18 protein-coding genes and 1 riboswitch are annotated in these 21,960 nt (G+C 64.7%); of the genes, 11 read left to right on the forward strand and 7 right to left on the reverse strand.

Annotated elements, in window-relative coordinates; all coding sequences use genetic code 11:
• Window positions 1-32: 32 nt before the first annotated feature.
• Together cueR and copM are read left to right on the forward strand one after the other, a co-directional pair.
• Window positions 33-425 (forward strand): Cu(I)-responsive transcriptional regulator, encoded by a 393-nt coding sequence (gene cueR, locus HUI96_RS03725; protein WP_188253306.1) that lies wholly within the window; start codon window positions 33-35, stop codon window positions 423-425.
• Between the two features lie 78 nt (window positions 426-503).
• A complete protein-coding gene (gene copM, locus HUI96_RS03730; protein WP_188253307.1) occupies window positions 504-887 on the forward strand; it encodes a CopM family metallochaperone in 384 nt (127 codons plus the stop codon).
• Window positions 888-1,035: 148 nt separating this feature from the next.
• Here copM and phaR read toward each other — a convergent pair whose 3' ends face one another.
• Window positions 1,036-1,635, reverse strand: coding sequence for a polyhydroxyalkanoate synthesis repressor PhaR (gene phaR / locus HUI96_RS03735; protein WP_188253308.1), 600 nt, complete (start codon window positions 1,633-1,635; stop codon window positions 1,036-1,038).
• Window positions 1,636-1,905: 270 nt separating this feature from the next.
• On the opposite strand from phaR, the gene HUI96_RS03740 reads away from it, so the two are divergent.
• The 7 genes from HUI96_RS03740 to HUI96_RS03770 all read left to right on the forward strand — a co-directional run bounded on the left by HUI96_RS03740 (window position 1,906) and on the right by HUI96_RS03770 (window position 10,683).
• Entirely contained in the window at window positions 1,906-3,090 is a 1,185-nt protein-coding gene (locus HUI96_RS03740) for an acetyl-CoA C-acetyltransferase (RefSeq protein WP_188253309.1), read from the forward strand.
• 147 nt (window positions 3,091-3,237) lie between these two features.
• A complete protein-coding gene (gene phbB, locus HUI96_RS03745) occupies window positions 3,238-3,963 on the forward strand; it encodes an acetoacetyl-CoA reductase (RefSeq protein WP_188253310.1) in 726 nt (241 codons plus the stop codon).
• Window positions 3,964-4,328: 365 nt separating this feature from the next.
• Window positions 4,329-7,745: a helicase-related protein gene (locus HUI96_RS03750; RefSeq protein ID WP_188253311.1), complete on the forward strand. Its 3,417-nt coding sequence runs from the start codon at window positions 4,329-4,331 to the stop codon at window positions 7,743-7,745.
• Complete coding sequence (locus HUI96_RS03755; protein WP_188253312.1) at window positions 7,746-8,126, forward strand: RNA-binding S4 domain-containing protein; 381 nt, start codon at window positions 7,746-7,748, stop codon at window positions 8,124-8,126.
• Between the two features lie 133 nt (window positions 8,127-8,259).
• Complete coding sequence (gene fdxA, locus HUI96_RS03760; RefSeq protein WP_188253313.1) at window positions 8,260-8,598, forward strand: ferredoxin FdxA; 339 nt, start codon at window positions 8,260-8,262, stop codon at window positions 8,596-8,598.
• A gap of 357 nt (window positions 8,599-8,955) precedes the next feature.
• Window positions 8,956-9,543 (forward strand): CarD family transcriptional regulator, encoded by a 588-nt coding sequence (locus tag HUI96_RS03765; protein ID WP_188253314.1) that lies wholly within the window; start codon window positions 8,956-8,958, stop codon window positions 9,541-9,543.
• Window positions 9,544-9,828: 285 nt separating this feature from the next.
• The gene (locus HUI96_RS03770; RefSeq protein ID WP_188253315.1) at window positions 9,829-10,683 is read left to right on the forward strand and encodes an RNA polymerase factor sigma-32; all 855 of its coding nucleotides are present in this window, start codon (window positions 9,829-9,831) and stop codon (window positions 10,681-10,683) included.
• Between the two features lies 1 nt (window position 10,684).
• On the opposite strand, the gene HUI96_RS03775 is transcribed toward HUI96_RS03770, so the two are convergent.
• The 4 genes from HUI96_RS03775 to thiB form a co-directional block, all read right to left on the reverse strand.
• A complete protein-coding gene (locus HUI96_RS03775) occupies window positions 10,685-12,271 on the reverse strand; it encodes a M48 family metalloprotease (RefSeq protein WP_188253316.1) in 1,587 nt (528 codons plus the stop codon).
• 36 nt (window positions 12,272-12,307) lie between these two features.
• Window positions 12,308-13,051: a thiamine ABC transporter ATP-binding protein gene (thiQ, locus tag HUI96_RS03780; RefSeq protein ID WP_188253317.1), complete on the reverse strand. Its 744-nt coding sequence runs from the start codon at window positions 13,049-13,051 to the stop codon at window positions 12,308-12,310.
• Window positions 13,048-14,664: a thiamine/thiamine pyrophosphate ABC transporter permease gene (gene thiP / locus HUI96_RS03785; RefSeq protein ID WP_188253318.1), complete on the reverse strand. Its 1,617-nt coding sequence runs from the start codon at window positions 14,662-14,664 to the stop codon at window positions 13,048-13,050. The genes thiQ and thiP overlap by 4 nt, the downstream gene beginning before the upstream one ends.
• Window positions 14,665-14,931: 267 nt before the next feature.
• A complete protein-coding gene (gene thiB, locus HUI96_RS03790) occupies window positions 14,932-15,939 on the reverse strand; it encodes a thiamine ABC transporter substrate binding subunit (protein ID WP_188253319.1) in 1,008 nt (335 codons plus the stop codon).
• A 43-nt stretch (window positions 15,940-15,982) separates the two neighbouring features.
• A riboswitch (TPP riboswitch) is annotated at window positions 15,983-16,097 on the reverse strand.
• Between the two features lie 84 nt (window positions 16,098-16,181).
• On the opposite strand from thiB, the gene HUI96_RS03795 reads away from it, so the two are divergent.
• Both HUI96_RS03795 and HUI96_RS03800 read left to right on the forward strand, forming a co-directional pair.
• Window positions 16,182-16,826, forward strand: a complete 645-nt coding sequence (locus HUI96_RS03795) for a thiamine diphosphokinase (RefSeq protein ID WP_188253320.1) — start codon at window positions 16,182-16,184, stop codon at window positions 16,824-16,826.
• Window positions 16,827-18,641 carry an ABC-F family ATP-binding cassette domain-containing protein gene (locus tag HUI96_RS03800; protein ID WP_188253321.1) on the forward strand — a complete coding sequence of 605 codons (1,815 nt, stop codon included), beginning with the start codon at window positions 16,827-16,829 and terminating at the stop codon, window positions 18,639-18,641. It abuts the gene before it with no gap.
• Window positions 18,642-18,699: 58 nt separating this feature from the next.
• On the opposite strand, the gene HUI96_RS03805 is transcribed toward HUI96_RS03800, so the two are convergent.
• On the reverse strand, window positions 18,700-20,478 hold the full coding sequence (locus tag HUI96_RS03805; protein ID WP_188253322.1) for a hypothetical protein: 1,779 nt from the start codon (window positions 20,476-20,478) through the stop codon (window positions 18,700-18,702).
• A 70-nt stretch (window positions 20,479-20,548) separates the two neighbouring features.
• Window positions 20,549-21,847, reverse strand: coding sequence for an adenylosuccinate synthase (locus HUI96_RS03810; protein WP_188253323.1), 1,299 nt, complete (start codon window positions 21,845-21,847; stop codon window positions 20,549-20,551).
• Between the last annotated feature and the right edge of the window lie 113 nt (window positions 21,848-21,960).

A 21,960-nucleotide genomic window follows, 5' to 3' on the forward strand; every position in this document is an offset into this window, starting at 1 on the left:
TGAAGCGGACGCTCGAATGTCGAGGGATCGAGATGAATATCGGAGCCGCTTCGGAAAAATCCGGCCTGCCGCCGAAGACCATCCGCTACTATGAAGACATCGGCCTGTTGTCGCCGGGGCGCGCAGAAAACGGCTACCGCGATTATTCCTCCGCTGACGTTCACCGGTTGAAATTCGTGCAGCGAGCGCGCAGTCTTGGGTTCTCGGTCGAGGAATGCCGGCAACTCCTGTCACTCTATGGAGACAGCCACCGGGAAAGCGCCGAGGTGAAGACGATCGCCAAGGCCAAGCTCGCCGAGATCGACCGCAAGATCGCTGAACTCATGGAACTGCGGGCCACCCTGGGCCACCTCGTTGAAGTTTGTCACGGGGACAACCGGCCCGACTGTCCTATTCTCGACGGGCTTTCGGGGCATCATCACTGAGTCCCGGTGACCGTCCGAAGGGCGGCTTGCCGGCAGGAGCTTTGCCCGCAAGAATCGAGATCACCAAAGGAGATCCAAATGACCCGCCGACTCCTCATTCCGGTTTTCCTGGGAGCAGCGCTGGCCTTCGGCATAGCAGGTGCCACACTTGCGCAGACCGATCATGGCGGGCACGCCGCTGATCCAGCCGGTGATGCGGGCGCCGTCGCCGAGGCCGGCTACAAGCGGGCCATGGACGCCATGCACCAGCAGATGCAGAAGCTAAACTACAGCGGAAACCCCGACATCGACTTCGTGCGCAGCATGATCCCGCATCACCAGGCGGCGGTCGACATGGCCAAGGTGCTGCTGGTGCACGGCAAGGATCCGGAGATCCGCAAGCTGGCGCAGGACGTCATCTCCTCGCAGGAGAAGGAGATCGACCTTATGGAGGCCTGGCTGAAGGCAAACGCGCCGAAGTGAGTTTTGCGGATCGGTCACCCACTTATGATCTTCGGGCAGGATGGTCCTCCGACCATGATCCTGTGCGTTGCTACCTAGAGCGGATCGGGTGTCCGTTGCCGATGACCTTGCCCGGTACCTGAACCGAGACGCAGCAATCGGCGAAAACTCAGCTCATGGAGTCGATCTTGCGCTGCATGGCAGCGATCTGTTCCTTGAGCTCCTGCAGGTCGTCGGCCTTCTCCGAACCTTCCTTCTTGGGAGTTTCCTGCTTCTCGGGAGGCATTCCGCCGGGAATTTGGGTGAACATCCGCATCGCGTTCTGGAACAGCTCGATGTTGCGACGTGTCTGCTCCTCGAACGCCTTCATCGGGGCTGTCATCTTCATCATGTCCATCGGCGTTTTGCCGAAAGCGGCCTTCATCTGCTCCCGAAACCGCTCCTGCTCCTTGGCGAAGGCAGCCATCGACTGCTCGAGGAAGCTCGGCACGATCATCTGCATCTGGTCGCCGTAGAAGGAGATCAACTGCCGCAGGAAGGGAATGGGCAGCATGTTCTGCCCGGCCTTGTTCTCCAGTTCGAAGATGATCTGGGTGAGCACCGAATGGGTGATGTCCTCTCCCGTCTTGGCGTCCTGGACGGTGAACTCCTCGCTTCGCTTGACCATCTCGGCGAGATCCTCGAGCGTCACGTAGGTACTGGTGCCGGTGTTGTAGAGACGGCGGTTCGCATACTTCTTGATGACGACGGGTTCGTCCTTCGCGGCCATCAGGTACCCTCCCGGAGGCACCGCGCATTCTGGCAGGTAAGCGCGCGGTGACGATCATTCGATGAAGCAGGATACGCGCAAAGACGCGGCCAATCCAAGCGCTTTGTGCGCTGCAGGATTCTTGGACGTGCCAGGGCCACGAAAGTGCTCACGGCGCCCATGCGGGACGCAACTCGCGCATGGCTGACCAGCGATTTTCCGGTTTGACTCGCCGCCTCATGAGGGCCAGAAACAACGTCAGGGAAAGACACCATGTCGGGAGAAAGACCCATGTCCGTACAATCGATCGTGGTAGCAAGTGCCGCGCGTACGCCCGTCGGCTCGTTCAACGGCGCTTTTGCGAATGTCACCGCGCATGATCTGGGCACCGTCGCCATCAAGGAGGTGCTGAAGCGCGCGGGGGTCGATCCGCAGGAGGTCGACGAGGTGATCCTGGGCCAGATCCTTACGGCCGGGCAGGGCCAGAACCCGGCGCGCCAGGCGGCGGTCAATGCGGGTCTCCCGAAAGAGGCGACCGCCTGGGGGCTGAACCAGCTTTGCGGCTCGGGCCTGCGCGCCGTTGCCATCGGCATGCAGCAGATCCAGACGGGCGACGCGTCGATCATCGTCGCGGGCGGCCAGGAATCCATGTCGATGGCTCCGCACTGCCAGCATCTGCGCGCCGGGGTGAAGATGGGCGACCTGAAGCTGATCGACACCATGATCAAGGACGGCTTGACCGACGCCTTCTACGGCTACCACATGGGCAACACCGCTGAGAACGTCGCGCGCCAGTGGCAACTGACCCGCGAGATGCAGGATGAGTTCGCGCTCGCCTCGCAGAACAAGGCGGAGGCTGCCCAGAAGGCGGGTCGCTTCAAGGACGAGATCGTCCCGGTGACGGTGAAGGGCCGCAAGGGCGACACGGTGGTCGAGGACGACGAGTATATCCGCCATGGTGCCACGCTCGACCAGATGCAGAAGCTCAGGCCAGCCTTCGACAAGGAAGGCACTGTGACCGCCGGCAACGCCTCCGGCATCAATGACGGCGCCGCCGCCGTGCTGCTGATGACCGAGGCGGAGGCCGCGCGTCGCGGAATCACGCCGCTTGCCCGCATCGTCTCCTGGGCGACCGCCGGAGTCGACCCTCAGATCATGGGCACGGGACCGATCCCGGCCTCGCGCAAGGCGCTGCAGAAGGCCGGCTGGAAGGTCGATGACCTCGACCTCGTCGAGGCGAACGAGGCCTTCGCGGCCCAGGCCTGTGCCGTGAACAAGGACATGGGCTGGAACCCGGAGATCGTGAACGTCAACGGCGGCGCGATCGCCATCGGTCATCCGATCGGGGCTTCCGGCGCGCGCGTGTTCAACACGCTGCTTTTCGAGATGCGCCGCCGCCAGGCCAAGAAGGGCCTTGCGACGCTGTGCATCGGCGGCGGCATGGGCGTGGCCATGTGTGTCGAGGCGATGAGCTGACCGGTCGGCAATAGAAATCAGGCATTAGGCATTAGGCAGTCGGGGAAGAAGGCGGGCAGCGGGCAGTAGAAAGAACACTCTAAGAACAAGGGGACGTACCCTACTGCCGTCTGTCCACTCACTGCCGCATTTCAGGGAGGAGCAGACATGACCCGAGTAGCACTCGTGACGGGCGGAACGCGCGGCATCGGCGCGGCGATCTCAGTCGCCCTGAAGGCGGCGGGCTGCAAGGTGGCGGCCAACTATGCCGGCAATGACGAGGCGGCGCAGAAGTTCAACGCCGAGACGGGCATCCCGGCCTACAAGTGGTCGGTCGCCGACTACGACGCCTGCGTCGCCGGCATTCGCGAAGTGGAAGCAGACCTCGGGCCGATCGACATCCTGGTTAACAATGCCGGCATCACCCGTGATGCCATGTTCCACAAGATGACTCTGCAGCAATGGCGAGAGGTCATCGACACCAATCTCAGCGGCGCCTTCAACATGACCCATCCCCTTTGGGGCGGCATGCGCGACCGCAAGTTCGGCCGGATCATCACCATCTCCTCGATCAACGGCCAGAAGGGGCAGGCCGGGCAGGCGAATTATTCCGCTTCCAAGGCCGGCGAGGTCGGCCTCACCAAGGCGCTGGCGCTGGAGGGCGCACGCGCCGGCATCACCGTCAACAACGTCTGCCCGGGCTACATCGGCACCGAGATGGTGCGGGCCGTGGACGAGAAGGTGATCAACGAGCGCATCATCCCGCAGATCCCCGTCGGTCGGTTGGGCGAACCGGAGGAGATCGCGCGCTGCGTGGTGTTCCTGGCCTCGGACGAGGCGGGCTTCATCACCGGATCGACCATTTCGGCCAATGGCGGGCAGTATATGGCCTGAGATGCGCTGACGCTTCTCCTGGGCATTCGACCCCACTCCGGTCGGCCAAGCCGACCGGAGTGGGGGTCGAACCGTTTTAGCGGTGCCTAAGGCGTTCCGCGCGAGAGTCGGCCCGCAACGCCCTGATTCAAGAAAATGATTCAGCATCAATGACGTAGTCGCCGCTCTCAGTGGAACAAAACCTGAATCAGGGCGAGTCAGCGATTCGTCGCCGATTCGTTCCAGACTCGTTCCGGATTCCGTTCCGTCATGGACTTCCCGGGGGGAAGCACCTATTTCTGTCTCAAATGGCCGGCAACTCGCTCCTCCAGACGGGACATTCCACACGCTGAGCGGCCGAGTCCGAGAGGCAGTTCCCCCAGACTATGAATGTGCATCAGACGAAGACCGATCCGCTGATCCTGTCCGGGCGGGACGTGACAGCGGTTCTGGGCCCCACCAACACAGGCAAGACGCACCTCGCCATCGAGCGGATGGTCGCGCACGACAGCGGCGTGATCGGCCTGCCTCTTAGGCTGCTCGCGCGCGAGGTCTATCAGCGCGTCGTCGACAAGGTCGGCGTAGCCAAGGTGGCGCTCATCACCGGCGAGGAGAAGATCGCGCCGGTCAGCGCCCGCTATTCCGTGTGCACCGTCGAAGCTATGCCGCGCGAGACCGACGCCGCCTTCGTGGCCATCGACGAGATCCAGTTGGCCAACGATCTCGAGCGCGGGCACATTTTCACCGACCGCATCCTGCACCTGCGCGGCCGGCAGGAGACGTTGTTGCTCGGCGCCGCCACCATGCGTGGCATTCTCGAAAAGCTGCTGCGCGGCATATCGGTTGTGACGCGGCCGCGGCTGTCGCATCTCGCCTATGCCGGCTCCAAGAAGATCACGCGCCTGCCGCGCCGTTCCGCGATCGTCGCCTTTTCCGCGGACGAGGTCTACGCGATCGCCGAGTTGATCCGGCGCCAGCGCGGCGGGGCGGCGGTTGTTCTAGGCGCGCTCAGCCCGCGCACCCGCAATGCGCAGGTGGAGCTCTACCAGTCGGGCGATGTGGAATATCTCGTCGCCACCGACGCGATCGGCATGGGGCTGAACCTCGACGTCGACCACGTCGCCTTCGCGCAGAACCGCAAGTTTGACGGCTACCAGTATCGGGCGCTCACCGCGGCCGAGCTCGGACAGATCGCTGGACGCGCCGGACGGCATCTGCGCGATGGCACATTTGGGGTCACCGGGCAGGTGGATCCCTTTGACGAAGAATTGGTCGAGAAGGTCGAGGGGCACGACTTCGAGCCCGTAAAGGTCCTGCAATGGCGCACTGCGCAGTTCGACTTTTCCAGCCTCGACGCGCTGCGGCACTCGATCGAGACGCCGGTGCCGGTCGAGGGCCTGACCCGGGCTCTTCCTGCCGTTGATGCAAAAGCGCTCGAGCAGCTTTCGCGCGACCCCGAGATCAGGGAACTGGCCCGGGGCAGGGAGCGCGTGTCGCAGCTCTGGGAAGCCTGCGCGCTGCCCGACTACAGGCGCATCGCCCCGGCCCAGCATTCCGAACTGATCGCCTCGATCTATTTCGACCTGGTGCGGCTCGGGCATGTGGACGAGAATTACATGGCGGAGCAGGTGCGCCGCGCCGACTCGACCGAAGGCGATATCGACACGCTCTCCAACCGGATTGCGCAGATCCGCACCTGGACCTTCGTGTCCAACCGCCCGGCCTGGCTGGCCGATCCGCGTCACTGGCGCGAAAAAACACGTGAGATCGAAGACAGACTATCGGATGCCCTGCATGAGCGGTTGACGAAACGCTTCGTAGACCGCAGGACTTCCGTCCTCATGCGGCGCCTGAGAGAAAATAGCATGCTTGAAGCCGAGATCGATCAATCCGGAACCGTCCTTGTAGAGGGCCATCATGTCGGTGACCTGCAAGGCTTTCGCTTCACGCCTGACCAGGCCGCAGGCGGCGAGGACGGCAAGGCGATCCGCGCCGCTGCGCAAAAGGCGCTGGCGACCGAGTTCGAGACCCGCGCGGAGCGCTTCTCCAACTCCGGCAACCACGACATCGCCCTCGGCTCGGATGGGGTGCTGCGCTGGATCGGCGCGCCGATCGCGACGGTCACGGCAACCGACGACGCGCTCAAGCCGCGGGTGATCCTGCTTGCCGACGAGCAACTCACCGGTCCGGCGCGCGACAAGGTCGCTGCGCGTGCGGAACGCTTCGTCAACTTCCAGATCGAGTCGCTCCTGAAGCCGCTCGTCGACCTCAAGCAGGCGGAACAACTGACGGGCATCGCGCGCGGCATCGCCTTCCGGCTGGTGGAGCAGTTCGGCGTGATCAACCGGCGCGACATCGCGGACGAGATCAAGTCGCTCGACCAGGAAAGCCGCGGCGCGCTACGCAGACTCGGCGTGCGTTTCGGCGCCTATCACATCTTCGTGCCGCCGCTGATCAAGCCGGCGCCTGCGGGGCTGATCACGCTGCTTTGGGCGCTGATGAATGATGGCAAGGACAAGCCGGGCTATGGCGATGTCGTGCAATTGCTCGCCGCCGGGCGGACATCCGTCGTAGTTGACCCGTCCTTCGAGCGTGCCTTCTACAGCCTCGCCGGTTATCGCGTACTCGGCCGGCGCGCCGTGCGAATCGATATCCTCGAGCGCCTGGCGGACCTGATCCGGCCGGCGCTCGCCTGGAAGCCTGGCACGGGCAATCGCCCCGACAGCGCCTATGATGGCAACGCTTTCATGGTGACGCCGCCGATGATGTCGATCCTCGGCGCGAGCGGCGAGGACATCGAGGAGATCCTCAAGGGGCTCGGCTATCGCGCCGAGCCGAAGCCTGCCGTCGAGGTCAAGGCGCGGCTGGAGGCGCTGGATCTGGCGGCGCGGCAGGCAGCCGAAAAGGCCGCAGCGGAAAGGGCTGCGGCGGAGAAGGCCGCGGCAGAACAGGCGGCCGCTGCGCAAACTGCAGATGAGAGTGGTGCTGCTGCTGCTGAAGCGCAGGCCGGGGAACAGATGGAAGCGGACACGGCGTCCAATGAGATCGCCCAGGCAGCGCCGGAGGCGCTTTCCGAGGCGGCCGCGTCGGCCGAGGCTTCTGCTGAACCAGAGATCGTTGCCGTCGCCGAAGAGGCTTCTTCGGGAGAGCCGGCGGACGAGCCCGCGCAAACGGAAGAGCGCGCCGAGGCTTCCGCGTTGCTTGGCGAGGAAGGGCAGGCGATCGCGTCGGGTGCCGACGGCGACGGCGAGAGCGCCGAGACATCGCAGCATGTTCCCTCAGCAAGGGAAGCTGAGGCCGAGTCTTCTGCGACCACGAACGCAGGAGAGGAGGCAGCGGAGACGTCCGCCGAGGGCGTGGCAGAGCCATCTGCCGTTGATCTCGCGCCTGTCGAGGAGCCCAAGCCCATCCTGCTTTGGCGGCCCGGCCGCTTCGAGCACAGGCCTCGTCACCGACATGGCGACGGTGCCCGTCCGCCGGGTCATGGACGGGACGGCCAGCAGGCTCGTGGACCGAGGCAGGCCGGCCAGCGCGACGAGCGAGGGCCTCGCCGCGACCGGCCGAACGAAGGCGCGGAGCAGGGCCGAGAGAAGCGCCACGGCAAGCCGGACTTCCGGCGCGACGGATCGAGAGGCAAGCCGGACGGAAACCGTGGGCCCTCGGCCGAACGCGGCGAGCGCCGCAAGGACGGCGGCAAGCCCGCGTTCCAGGCACGACCGCCGCGTGAGGAAAGGCCGGCGCGCTTCGATCCGGATTCGCCTTTCGCCAAGCTCGCGGCGCTCCGCGACCAGCTCAAGAAGTAGATGGCGGAAGGCCGGCAGCGCATCGACAAATGGCTGTTCTTTGCGCGTGTCGTGAAGTCCCGCACCCTGGCCGCCAAGCTCGCGCAGTCGGGCAGGGTGCGTGTCAACGGCGAGAAGGCCACGCAGTCGTCCGATCCGGTCCGCATCGGCGACACCCTGACGATCACGCTGGACCGGCGGATCCTCGTCTATCGGGTGCTCCTGCCGGGCCTCCGGCGCGGGCCGGCCGAAGAGGCCCGGCTGCTCTATGAGGACCTTTCGCCGCAGCCCACGGCAGCTAAAGCGCCTCCCGATGCTTTGCCGCCGGTGCGCGAGATCGGCAGCGGCCGCCCGACGAAGAGGGAACGGCGGCAGATCGATCGCCTGCGCGATCAAAGCTGACCGCGGCACGGATCGTGGGCGGGGGATCATTTCCCGGCGCGGCTTTCGGGCGCAAAGACCGCCCTTGCCAGCGTCTGCCAAAGGAATTACGTCACGCTGACCAACGTATGAGCGGCAAATCGCCGGAGCAGAAATGACCTACGTCGTCACGGACAATTGCATCAAGTGCAAGTACATGGACTGCGTCGAGGTCTGTCCCGTCGACTGTTTCTACGAAGGCGAGAACATGCTCGTCATTCATCCCGACGAGTGCATCGATTGCGGGGTCTGCGAACCGGAGTGCCCGGCGGACGCCATCAAGCCGGATACCGAGCCGGGACTGGACAGCTGGCTGCAATTGAATGCCGAATATGCGGTGAAATGGCCGAACATAACCACGAAGAAGCCCGAGCCGCCGGACGCGAAGGAGTTCGACGGGGTAGGGGGCAAATTCGAGAAGTATTTCTCGCCGAATCCGGGACAGGGAGATTGAGCGCGACGCGCTTCCTGGGTTAGACTTCAAATCTGCTCGGTCCGCCTGGTGCGGCATCGTGGCGTATTGCGTGCGCCAAAGCAGCAAATTCTTGATTCTCGTCAATTTTTGTGCTACGTAGGTACCAACATGCCGCGTACACATCGTCGTTTTATGGCGAAGAGCCTTTTTCACTGAAAGGTGGAGACCTAGTTTCGGACCAGGGCGACTTGGGCCGGGTTGGCGTTCACGCCTAAACCGGAGGCCCGGCTTATCCGGAAGGGCTTGCGCTGTCTTTGCGGCTCTCGTTCGGCACTCTGCCGATCCAATCGTCTTCCGGCGCAGACCGCCGGCGGCGCAGAAGGAGTTCAGGGCGTAATGGCAACTACCCAGACACAGAAGAAGGCCCCCGTACGTCACGGTTTCAAGGCCGGGGAATTCATCGTCTATCCGGCTCACGGCGTGGGACAGATCGTTTCCATCGACGAGCAGGAAGTGGCGGGACACAAGCTGGAGCTGTTCGTCATTGATTTCGCCAAGGACAAGATGCGCCTGAAGGTTCCGGTCGCCAAGGCGACCGCGATCGGCATGCGCAAGCTCTCCGAGACCGATTACGTGGACCGCGCGCTGAAGGTGCTGCAGGGCCGCGCGCGCGTCAAGCGGACCATGTGGTCCCGCCGCGCCCAGGAGTATGATCAGAAGATCAACTCCGGCGACCTCGTCTCGATCTCCGAGGTGGTGCGCGACCTCTACCGTGCCGAAAACCAGCCCGAGCAGTCCTACTCGGAGCGCCAGCTCTATGAGGCGGCGCTCGACCGCATGGCGCGCGAGATTGCGGCCGTCAACCGCGTCTCCGAGACCGAGGCGGTCCGCATGATCGAGGCCAACCTCGCCAAGGGCCCGAAACGCGGCGCCAAGGCGGATAATGAAGAAGCCGACCAGGCCGAGCAGGAAGAGGCGGCATAAGCCCCATTCCCCAGGTTTGTCGTTCAGGAACCCGGCGCCTCGGCGCCGGGTTTTTTGTTGCCCTAAAGGCCGGGTTCTTTCTCGCCGGCAGAGGAGTAGCATAGCGCCGGTCGCATGCTTCGGAATGCGAACTTGGAGGTCTGCTCGGAACGAAATTCTTGCCCCGCAGTTGTTCTGCTTAGTGCGACGTGGTGACGGCGCCGCATGTTGCGGGACTAGGGGCTGCGCAGTCTGGCTACCGGCCTCGCAAATATTTCGACCATTTCTCTGCGGGACAGTGCCCCAATGGAAGACAAGGCCCGACGCTCGATGATCACAGCGGCCATGTCCGCGCCGTATCTGGAACGTGAAGAGGAGTTCAAGCTCGCTTACCGCTGGAAGGAATTCAAAGACCAGGAGGCGATGCATCGCATAACGGTGGCGCATATGCGCCTGGTCATCTCGATGGCGGCCCGGTTCAGGCATTTCGGCCTGCCGATGGGCGATCTTATCCAGGAAGGCTACGTCGGGCTGCTTGAGGCGGCTGCCCGCTTCGAGCCGGAACGCGACGTGCGCTTCTCGACTTATGCGACCTGGTGGATACGCGCGTCGATCCAGGACTATATCCTGCGCAACTGGTCGATCGTGCGCGGCGGTACGAGCTCGGCGCAGAAGGCGCTGTTCTTCAACCTCCGCCGGCTGCGGGCCAAGCTGGCCGGCGGCAGCGACCCCCTGGCAGGCCCCGGTCTCTACAAGGAGATCTCGGACGAACTCGGCGTCTCCGAAGCCGACGTGGCGCTGATGGATTCCCGCCTTTCCAATCCGGACTCCTCGCTGAACGCGCCGCTCGGCGACGGCGGCTCAGGCTCGGCGGACCGTATGGACTTGCTGGTCTCCGACGCTCCTCTGCCCGACGAGGTTGCGGGGGAGGCGATCGACGTGGAGCGGCGCGCCAACTGGCTCTACAAGGCACTCGGCGTGCTCAGCCCGCGCGAGCGGCAGATCATCGCGGAACGCCGATTGCAGGACGACGGCGCCACGCTGGAATCGCTGGGCGAGTCGCTGGGGATATCCAAGGAAAGGGTGCGCCAGTTGGAGACGCGCGCCCTGGAAAAGCTGCGGGTGGCGCTGGTCAAGGAAAACCCGGCTTTCCTGGCCTGACCTACTGGTCGGTGATGATCTTCACCTTGTCTCCGGCAGATACGGAGGCAACCGGCGAAAGGGAATTCAGCATCCGGAACAGGTCCAGCTTGCGATCGACACCGCTCATGCGCGCCGACAGGCTGCCGACTGTATCGCCCGGCCTCACGGCGATCACCCGCACCTTCAGCGGCTTCAGAGCCGCTTTCTCCTGACCGTTCAAGGCGCGGAAGCTGGCGCCGACCGAACGCGCCACCACATTGATGTTGGTGTTGGCGAGCGGCGCTGCCGTGAGCAGGCGATAGACCTGGCCGCCGACGCGGACGATGGTGATGTCGAACTGCCAGCCTTCTGCCCGTGCGCTGGCGATCGCGGCTTCGTTGCCGTTGATGGTATCTGTGCGGACACTCGCCGGATCGAGGCCGGTGACCCATCCGGAGCGGATGTAGTCGGTCAGCGTGACATTCTTGTCCAGCGACACGCCGTCGAAGCGGATCGCCATCTCGCCGGGGCCGGTCGCGGTCACGGCGGCGGCCGAATTGTCGATCACGAAATTGGAGGGCACGGTGAAGGTGACGCCCAAGCCGGGATGCATGAAGGTGTTGTCGCGGACATAGCCTTCCTCGGGCGTGTCGCCGAAGAGCAGCCCGTCAACTCCGGCGAGGAAGGAATCACGGTCGGTCGCGCCCTTCTGCGCCCCGAACTGCCGTGCGTGCATGCGAGCGAGTTCGATGCGCTGCGGGGCGTTCGGATGGCTGGCGAGGAAGTCCAGGCTGGGATCGGTCGCGCCGCTGATGCTGCGGAAATTGCTGTAGTCGGCCATCGACTGCAGGAAGCGCGCCGCGGCGGTCGGGTCATATCCGGCGAGGGCGACGGTCTTCACACCGATGGCGTCAGCCTCGAGTTCCTGATTGCGCGAAAACTGCGCCAGCCTCAGCTTGCCGCGGATCAGCGCAACCTTGGCCGTGGGCGACTCGCCAAGGACGTCGGTGACGACCTTGGTGGCGAGGATCTCCTCAGCCTCTTTCTGCTGCCGCTGCAGCCCGTGATTAGCCGTGACATGACCCATCTCGTGGGCGATGACGGCCGCCAGTTCCGCCGAATCGTTGGCCAGCGCGAGCAGACCGCGCGTCACGTAAAGATAGCCGCCGGGCAGCGCGAAAGCGTTCACGTTGGGCGAGTTGAGGATGGTGATGCGATAGGTCTGGGTTGGATTGCTTGAGACAGTCGTCAGGCTTCCCACCACCTTGGCGACCATGCGCTCGAGCTTCGGGTCCGAGTATTCGCCGCCATAGGTCGCAAGAATGCGGGGATGCTGGGCCCGCGCCAATTCCGCAAGCCGGTCGTTACGCTCGACGGTGTCGACGGTTATCGGCCGGTCGGACGGCTGGAAATTCTGCTGTTCGACCGAATTCGGGAATGACTGGCAGCCGGCCAGCAGCGTCGCCAGTCCGAGCGCGAGCAGGCGTCGGCTGTTCGCAACAGGGCGCGAATCGTCGGTTCTATGGAAGATGACCGGCAGGATCAGTTTCCTTCGTGTCGAGCGAATCGTGCCGTCAGATGCACCACGCAAAGCGCTATGCGCGTACCCCCTGCGACGCCCCGCCATCCGATTTGCAAGCCTAACGGCCCGTCTGCCCCAAGATTATGTCGCCTTCCGGGCGAAGCGCCCTTCATTGCCAATATAGTGCTGGAAGGCGGCGGGTCCATCCTCGCCGAAGAAATCCGAGACCGGCCCGGCGGCGGCGATCCTTCCCGCTTCGATGAAGATGATCCGCGACGCCACCCGGCGGGCGTCATCCGGATGATGCGTCACGAAAAGCACGGTGAGGGCCCGCTCCGCCTGTAGTTCGAGCACTAGATCGAGCATCTCGTTGCGAAGCGCAGGGCCGAGCGATGCGAACGGCTCGTCCATCAGAAGCACGGGCCGGTCCCGCACCAGCGCGCGTGCAAGGGCCACGCGCTGCCTCTCGCCGCCGGAGAGTTCACGCGGCAGCCGCCGTTCCATGCCGGCGAGGCCGGTGCGGGCAAGGGCATCCGCAACATCGGCGTGATCCGTCTCCGTGAGCCGGAGCGAAGGCGAACGCCCCAGCCCGACATTCTTCGCCACGTCGATGTGGCCGAACAGATTGTTCTCCTGAAAAATCATCGAGACCGGCCTGCGGTCGGGCGGAAGCCCTGTCACATCATCGTTGCCGATGAGTATGCGGCCTGAGTCCGGCTCCCGAAAGCCGGCGATGAGGTCAAGAATCGTTGATTTTCCGGACCCACTTGGTCCCATCAGCGCCGTGATGGAGCCGGAAGGAACCTCCACATCGAAATCCATCGTCATGTCCGGATAGCTGAACCGGACGTGCTCCAGCCCGATCCCCGCCGCTTCCTTGCTCATCGCGCCCTACTCCGCCCAAGCCGCTCCGCAAGAACCATCAGCCCCAGGCAGATGAGGCCGAGCAGCAGCGCCAGACCCGCCGCATCCGCGGTGCGGTAGCTGCCCATGCGGGTCAGCAGCAGATAGGGCAGGGTCTGCACGGCGTCGCTGCCGAACAAAGCGACCACACCCAAGTCACCCAGTGACAGCGCCATCGCGAATGCCGCGGCCATGGCAAGCGCCCGTTTCAATACTGGCCAGTCCACGAGGCGCAATCGGGCCCATCCGCGAATGCCGAGAGCGGCACAGAGGCGGTCGTGGCGCTCGGCGGCGGCATCATAGGCGGGGCGAATGGCGCGGACCGCGAAAGGCATGGCCATCACCGCGTTCACCGAGACGATCATGGCTGGCGCGATGGCGAAGACATCGGCGAAGCGCCGCACCAGGATGAACCAGCCGGCGCCGACGACGATTGGCGGCACGACGAGGATGAAGCCCGCACCGGTGTCCATCAGCCTGTCCAACAACGAGCCGGAGCCGCCCCTGCGCAAAGACACCGCTCGGCGTGCAGCAACGAGCGCAAGGGCCAGCGAGACGGACAGGAGCGAGGCTGCTAGCGCAAGGACCACGCTGGTCGCGGCCGCGTTCCGTACTGAGTCCTCGCCGGCCAGCCGTGACAGATCGGCCTGCACTCCCGATGCGACAGTCGCCACCAGCGGACCAAGGACAAACAGCACGGCCAGGCTCAGCAGTACAGCGTTTAGGATCGTCTCGGACCGGCCTGCCACGGGCAGGCGGGGAGATGCCACGTTCAGGTTGGCGTCTCCTGCCGCGTTGGCGCCCAGCCGCGTGAGCACTGCCAGCGCCGCAATCGTGATCACGACCTGTAGTGCCGTGAGCGCCACCGCCCGGGCCGGATCGAAGTCGAAACGCAGGGCCTGGTAGATCGCCACCTCCAGGGTCGTCGCGCGCGGTCCGCCGCCGAGCGTCAGCACCAGCGTGAAGGAGGTGACGCAAAGCATGAACACGAGTCCCGCCGCGCCGGGGAGGGCGCTGCGCAGGACCGGCCATTCGATGATGCGGAAGGAGGGAAGCGCGCCCATGCCGAGTTGGCTGGAGAGGCGCCAGTAGTCGGGGCTGACGATGTCCAGCGCTTCGAGGAAAAGCCGCGTCGCCAGCGGCAGATTGAAGAAGACGTGGGCGATCAATATGCCCGATAGGCCGTAGATGCCCTGCCAAGGTCCGCCGGCGATCCAGCCGAAAAGGCCGGAGAGATAGCCGGCCCGGCCGAACAGCTCGAGCAACCCGAGAGCCGCCACGATCGCCGGAAGCGCCAACGGAAGCGCGAAGAGGCGCAGGATCAGGGCGCGTCCGGGGAAGCTGGGGTGGCGCGACAGCGCGCGCGCCAGGAGCAGGGCAGGTGCCACCGACAAGATGGTGGAAAGTGCCGCCTGCCAGATCGTGAAGCCGGCGACTCGGAACAGGTAGGGATCGAACGCGTCGACGGCGTTTCGCCACTCGCGCCATCCCTCGAGGATGAGGCCGAGGAACGCGCCGCCGATGAGAAGGGCGACCGCGCTCAGCGCGGCGATGCCGGCGAGGATGCGGGGGTTGGTGGGAGGCGCCTTACGCATGAGGCGCCACTGGGTGCGGCGCGTTCGCCGTCAAAAGAAAACGATGTGGTCTTCCGGGAAGCCTGGAGTTGCCCCTCACTGTCCTGCCGGACATCTCTCCCCGTACACGGGGAGAGAGATGCCGGCCGCGCTTGCTTCGCCAATCGCTGGCGCTGAAGGTGTGCGTAGGCGGTGCCGCGCTTCCCTTCTCCCCGTCCAACGGGGAGAAGGTGCCGGCAGGCGGATGAGGGGCGGCGCTGACGTTCAAGGGATTACACTAACGGAATTTCACTCGCTCATCGCCGCGAGCCAATCGTCCACCCACTGCTTCCGATGGGCCGCCACCTCTTCCGGCGTGAAGGACAGCGTCTTTTCCGGCTTCACCAGAGTATCGAAAGCGGGGTCGAGCGGCTTCTCGGTCTTCCCCGCAGGCAGCATCCAGTTGGTCTCGGGAATGACATCCTGGAACTTGGGGCCAGTCATGAATTCGAGGAACTGCTTCGAAAGCGGATTGCCCGCGCCCACCGTCGTCATGCCCGCGACCTCGACCTGGAGGTAATGTCCCTCCGAAAACGAGGAGGCCTTGTACCTGTCGGTCTTCTCGGCAATCAGGTGGTAGGCGGGCGAGGTGGTGTAGGAGAGCACCATCGGTGCCTCGCCCTTCGTGAACAGGCCATAGGCCTCGCTCCAGCCTGGGGTCACGGTCAGAACCCGCTTACGAAGTTTCTGCCAGGCCTCCTTCGCGTCGTCGCCATAGACCGAGCGTACCCAGAGCAGGAGCCCCAAGCCCGGCGTGGAGGTGCGGGGATCCTGGATAACAATCTTCTGGGACGGGTCGCCCTCGACAAGCTCTCTCAGGCTTTTCGGCGGATTCGGCAGAGCCTGGGAGTCGTAGACCACGGCGAAATAGCCGTAGTCGAACGGGACGAAGGTGTCGTCGCTCCAGCCACCCGGCACCTGAAGCCCGGCGGTGTCGATCCCCGATTGCGCGAAGAGACCGGTCGCCTTGGCTTCGGCGGTAAGATTGGTGTCGAGCCCAAGCACGATGTCGGCCTTGGTCGATGCGCCTTCCAGCTTCACCCGGCTGAGCAGCGCCACTCCGTCCGCCACCGACACGAATTTCACATCGCAGCCGCACTCGGCCTGGAAGGCCTTCTCGACCTGCGGGCCGGGGCCCCATTCCGAGGTGAAGCTTTCGTAGGTGTAGACCGTGAGGGTTTTCTCCTGCGCAGTTGCCGGAACAGCGGCGAATGCGAGAAGGAAAGTCGAACAAAGCAGAGTTTTGAACGTGCGCATGACGCCTCCATACTTTCGAGTTGAAGGGAATTGGCGCCCGGACCGTCCGATCGCATCTAATCCCTCCGCCGGTACGAGCCGGATCAGGTTCAGCGGGTTGGCAGCTCTGCCTCTCAGCGGGCCGCGAATCGACGCGGCCGGCACCCCGTTAGAGCGGGGCGAACATTAGGCCGCGCAACCTCAAGGCGCAAGCCGCATCCGCGCCCTTCATTCCAGCCATCCCACGTGTTAAGCGCCGGCCCATGACCAGTTTCACGCTCCTTCTCGGAGGCGATTTCGTTCCGACCTCCGCCATCAGGCGGCGTGTAGCGGGAACGCGCGTGATCGCCGCTGACGGCGGCATGCGCCATGCGCAGGCGCTCGGGATTGTCCCGGAACTCTGGGTGGGGGACTTCGATTCCGTTCCTGACGACCTGCCGGAGTCGCTCCTGAGCGTGCCTCGGCAGAGTTTTGCGCGAGACAAGGACAAGACCGACGGAGAACTCGCCGTCGAGGTCGCCCTGACGAACGGGGCGACCTCACTGCTGATGGTCGGAGCCTTCGGTGGAGGGCGGAGCGATCATGAGTTTCTTCACCTGTCCATGGCGTTGAGGCTGGCTACGCAGGGCATTCCGGTAATGCTGACCAGTGGGCTCCAGGAAGGCGTCCCGCTTCTGCCCGGCCGGGCAGAATTCGATTATCCGGAGGATACGCTCTTCAGCATTATCGCGTTTTCCGAGCTCTCCGGCCTGTCGGTGGCGGGTGCCAAGTGGCCGCTCGACCGTGTGGAGGTGGAGTTCGGCTCGTCGCTCACCCTCTCCAACGAGACGCGCGGGCGGCTTTCGATCTCCCTCGGCAGCGGGCGGGCCATGCTGATCGCGCATTTGAACGAACAAGAAAGAGACTGAATGGCGCCGCCACTTCTTGCGCTCGACGGAATTCGCCTCACTTTCGGTGGAACGCCCCTGCTCGACGGAGCATCTCTCTCCGTTGGCCCGGGCGATCGCATCGCCCTCGTCGGCCGTAACGGCTCGGGCAAGTCGACGCTGCTCAAGATCGCCGCCGGTATGGTCGAGCCGCAGGACGGCGAGGTCTTTCGCCAGCCGTCGGCAACGATCCGCTATCTCCCACAGGTTCCGGACTTGGAGGGATTCGCCACGACCCGCGACTATGTGGAGGCGGGGCTGGGCCCGGCCGACGACCCCTATCGCGCCATCTACCTGCTCGAAAATCTCGGGCTTACCGGTCAGGAGGCCCCGGAAAACCTGTCGGGCGGCGAGGCACGCCGCGCCGCGCTCGCCCGCGTGCTGGCGCCGGAGCCGGACATCCTGCTTCTCGACGAGCCTACCAACCATCTCGATCTCGCCACCATCGAATGGCTCGAGGACGAACTCTCCCGGTCGAGGTCGGCGCTCGTGCTGATCTCGCATGACCGACGCTTCCTGGAGCGGGTCAGCCGGGCAACCGTCTGGCTGGACAGGGGACAGACGCGCCGGCTGGAGCAGGGCTTTGCCGCCTTCGAGGAATGGCGCGACACAATCCTGGAGGAGGAAGAGCGCGAGCAGCACAAACTCGCCCGCCAGATCGTGCGCGAGGAACACTGGCTGCGCTACGGCGTGACTGCGCGTCGCAAGCGCAACATGCGCCGGCTGGGCGAACTGCAGGATATGCGCGTTCGTCTGCGCAGCCATCGCGGGCCGGAAGGCCTCGCCAACCTGAACGCCAGCGAGGCGGCCGAATCCGGCAAGCTGGTGATCGAAGCGAAGGCGATATCCAAACGCTTCGACGACCTGCTCGTCGTCGACAACTTCTCCACCCGGATCGGCCGCGGCGCCCGGATTGGCCTTGTCGGCCCCAACGGCGCCGGCAAGACGACGCTGCTGAAGATGCTGACCGGTGCGCTCGATCCCGACACAGGTACGGTGCGGCTCGGCGTCAATCTCGAGATCGCCACACTCGACCAGAAGCGGAGCGTCGATCCTGACGAGACGCTTGCGCACTTTCTCACCGACGGTCGGGGCGAGACGCTGGTCGTGAACGGCGAGGAGAAGCATGTCGTCTCCTACATGAAGGATTTCCTGTTCAAGCCCGAGCAGGCGCGCACGCCGATCCGCGAACTGTCGGGCGGCGAACGGGCGCGCCTGATCCTCGCCCGTGTGCTGGCGCGGCCCTCCAACCTGCTAGTGCTCGACGAGCCGACCAACGACCTCGACATGGAGACGCTGGATCTCTTGCAGGAACTGGTCTCCGGCTATGCCGGCACCGTGCTGCTCGTCAGCCACGACCGCGATTTCCTCGACCGCACCGTCTCCAGCATCATCGCGCCCGAAGGCGACGGCAAATGGGTCGAGTATGCCGGCGGCTATAACGACATGCTCGCGCAGCGCGGCGGCACGAAGCTCGGCGACCGTAAGCGCGGCGCCGAGCCCGAGCAGGCCGGCCCGAAGGCGGAAGCCGTCCGGCCGGCGCAGAAGTCGCCCAGCCAAAAACTCTCATTCAAGCAGAAATTCGCACTGGAGAACCTGCCCAAGAAGATCGAGACCGTATCGGCGTCGATCTCGGCGTTGGAGGACAGGATCGCCGATCCGTCCTTCTACGAGCGTGATCCCGGCTCGTTTCAGAAGACCATCGCCGCGCTCGACAAGGAGCGCGAGACTCTCAAGGCCCTAGAGGACGAGTGGCTTGAGCTGGAGATGCTGAGGGAAGAACTCGAGGGCAGCTGAGCCCATCGTTGAAGCCCTGGAAGTGCCATTCCAGGGCTTCTGAGGGGCGACCTAGTCGTCAGCCGCTACGCGCCGCCTGCCAGGCCTTCAAGGCCTCATCGAACACCTTCGCGCCCGGGATGCCCTTTTCCATGGTGAATAGCGCGCGCCGGCCCGATTTGTATTGAACCGGCACGTCGATCCACGACATGCTGCTGAGCAGACGTGTGTTGGCCTCGATCTCGGGCTTCGAGTCGTTCAGCGCGATCAGGAAGAAGCCATCGGCGATCTTCGCCGGGATCCCGAGAAGCGGGCTGCCCGCCTCCTGCTCCGAGCCCTTCAACGACATCCGCAGCACGTTTTCGATGCCGCCGCCTTCAAAACCCTGGGGCGTCAGGAAGATCATCTCGACGATGTGGCTTGCCGGCAGGGACTGATCCGCGTTGCGACGTATCGTCATGCGAAGCCGCACGTCCTTGCCCGGGATCGTTGCCTCGGCGCGAATGGCCGGCTCCGGCGGCAGGTCGCCGCCGGGCGATTCCTGGACCACCGACCAGACGATCGTGCCGGGCTCGGCCGACGCCTCGGCGACGCTGGTGCGCTCCTCATAGAAGATCGCCCGCTGACCGACCGGGACCGAGGCCTCCTGCTGCCCGGCCTGCGGGGCGGCCTCTCCAGGCGGGTTCTGCGCGGGCGCAGGCGGCTCTGCCGCGTCCGCGGCCGGTGGCGTTTGCGTCGTCTCGGCAGCAGCAGTCTCCTGCGACTGCTCTGCCGGAGCGGATGCAGGCGGCTCCGGCATGGCCGGCGCGGTGGCGGCGGCAAGCGAGGTACCTTCGCCGAGTACAGGCGGCCCGCCGGCGGGACCCATGTCCGTCTCGGTTCCGTCGGCATTGAGCCGCTGCGTGAACTTCACCGGCGCCGTCGACGCCGGATTGGCATCGCTTTCAGCAGGAGCGGTATTGTCGGCCTCCGCAGCCGGTTCGGCGGTATCGTCCGGGGGCTCCGTCGCAGCCACGTCCTCCTGTGGCGCCTCGGCAGGTTCCTCCGGCGTCGAGGCGAATTGCTCAGGAGTGGCAAAGCCGGGGATGCCTGCATTCGCCAGAACGTTGCCGATGCTGTCGCGCGCCACCCAGGCGCCAGCCGCGGCACCGATGACGAGCACAACGGCCATGCCGGCTGCAATCAGGCGACCGGATATGGCGGGCCGGCGAGTAGAGTTGCGAGCACGTCTGGCTTCCAATCGCGACGCCAGTCGCTCGCTGTCGTCCGCTTCCGTGGCGAAGGAAAACTCCTCGTAGCGGTCGGTCTCGTAGCCCTGGTTCTCGTAGCGATCGTGTTCGAACCGATCGCTCCGTTCAGGCTCCTCCGTTACGGCGTCCTCGGCTGGCGCGGAGAGCTGCGGCAGGGGCTCGGGCGCTGGCAGCGTCTTCTGGATCGGGGTTGCCGGCAGAATCTCTGGAATCGACGCAGTGAGCGCCGGCTTGGGGGGCACGCTGGCTGCGGGTTTCTGAGGGGCAGGAGCTTCGGGCGTTCGCGGAGGAACCGGCTGCGGCGCCTTCGTTGCAGGTTGCCTCAGCGGAGCCCGCGACTCCGGGTTCTTAAGTGATTCGAAGACGCTTTCGAGTTCGGCCAGCGGATCGGACGGCTTGGGCGTATACTCGGCCTCCACCTTGACGATGGCGTCTTCGAGAGCCTGCTTCTGCCTTGCCATCACCGCTTCTGGCAGCGGCGGATTCATCGCCGCCAGCTTGCTGGAGATGGTGATGCGTGCCTTTTCGTACACCTTCTCCCGCGTCTGCGGCGTGGTATCGGAAAGGCCCTCCAGCGTCTTCTTCAGGACCGCTACGAAATCTGCCATTCTATTGTCGACCTGTGGTCCCAAATGTCCCGCGACGTGCCGAAGCAGTACAAATCAAGGTTGCGGGAAGTTAATCTTGAAACGGGTCGGTCACAAGTATCGTGTCGTCCCGTTCCGGACTGGTGGATAGGAGTGCCACCGGCGCGCCGATCAGTTCTTCGACATGGCGCACATATTTCACTGCCTGGGCAGGAAGATCGGCCCAGCTTCGGGCTCCCTTCGTGGTTTCCTTCCAGCCTTCCAGCGACTCGTAGATCGGTTCGACCCGCGCCTGGGCGCTCTGGCTCGCCGGAAGGTAATCGATCTCCTCGCCGTCCAGCCGGTAGCCGGTGCAGACCTTGATCTCGTCCAGGCCGTCCAGCACATCGAGCTTGGTGAGCGCGATGCCGTTTATGCCGTTCACCGCCACCGCCTGACGCACGAGCACCGCATCGAACCAGCCGCAGCGGCGCTTACGCCCGGTGACGACGCCGAACTCGTGGCCCTTGGTGCCGAGGAATTCGCCGATCTCGTTCTTCTGTTCGGTCGGGAAGGGGCCTTCGCCGACGCGGGTCGTATAGGCCTTGGTGATGCCCAGAACGTAGCCGATCGCCTCCGGGCCCATGCCCGAACCGGGCGCGGCCTGGCCCGCCACCGTGTTGGACGAGGTCACGAATGGATAGGTGCCGTGATCCACGTCGAGTAGCGTGCCCTGGGCGCCCTCGAAGAGAATGCGATCGCCCGCACGCCTCCGGTCGTCGAGGATTTTCCACACGCGGTCCATGTAGGGAAGAACCTGATCGGCGACCGAGGTCAGTTCGTCTATCACTGCCTGATGCTCCACTTCAGGATGGCCGAGGCCGCGCCGAAGCGCATTATGGTGCGTCAACAGCCTTTCCACCTTCGAAGGCAGTGTGTCCAAGTCCGCCAAATCCATCACCCGGATGGCGCGTCGGCCTACCCGGTCCTCGTAAGCCGGCCCTATCCCTCTACGCGTGGTGCCGATCTTAGTGCCCGAATTGGAAGCGGCATCCTCCCGAAAACCGTCCAGCTCCCTATGCAGGGAGAGGATAAGCGCGGTATTTTCGGCAATTTTCAGGCAGTCGGGCGTGATGGTGACCCCTTGGGCCTGCAGCTTGGCGGCCTCGGCGACGAACGCATGCGGATCGAAGACGACGCCATTGCCGATGATCGAGAGCTTGCCGTCGCGAACGATTCCGGACGGCAGGAGCGAGAGCTTGTAGACCTTGCCGTCAACCACCAGCGTGTGGCCTGCGTTGTGGCCACCCTGGAAGCGGACGACCACGTCTGCCCTCTCGGACAGCCAGTCGACGATCTTACCCTTGCCCTCGTCGCCCCATTGCGAACCGACGACCACAACGTTGGCCATTTCTTTTCCTTCCGATGTCGAGACGGTCCGGAGCGGACCGGACGAGGGCCTCTATAGCGATATCATCCGCCGAGCGCGACCGTGGATCGCGGCGACAACCTAGCACAGGCCCA

This window comes from Pseudaminobacter soli (ex Zhang et al. 2022), assembly GCF_014595955.1.
In the GTDB taxonomy this organism is placed as follows: domain Bacteria; phylum Pseudomonadota; class Alphaproteobacteria; order Rhizobiales; family Rhizobiaceae; genus Kumtagia; species Kumtagia pseudosoli.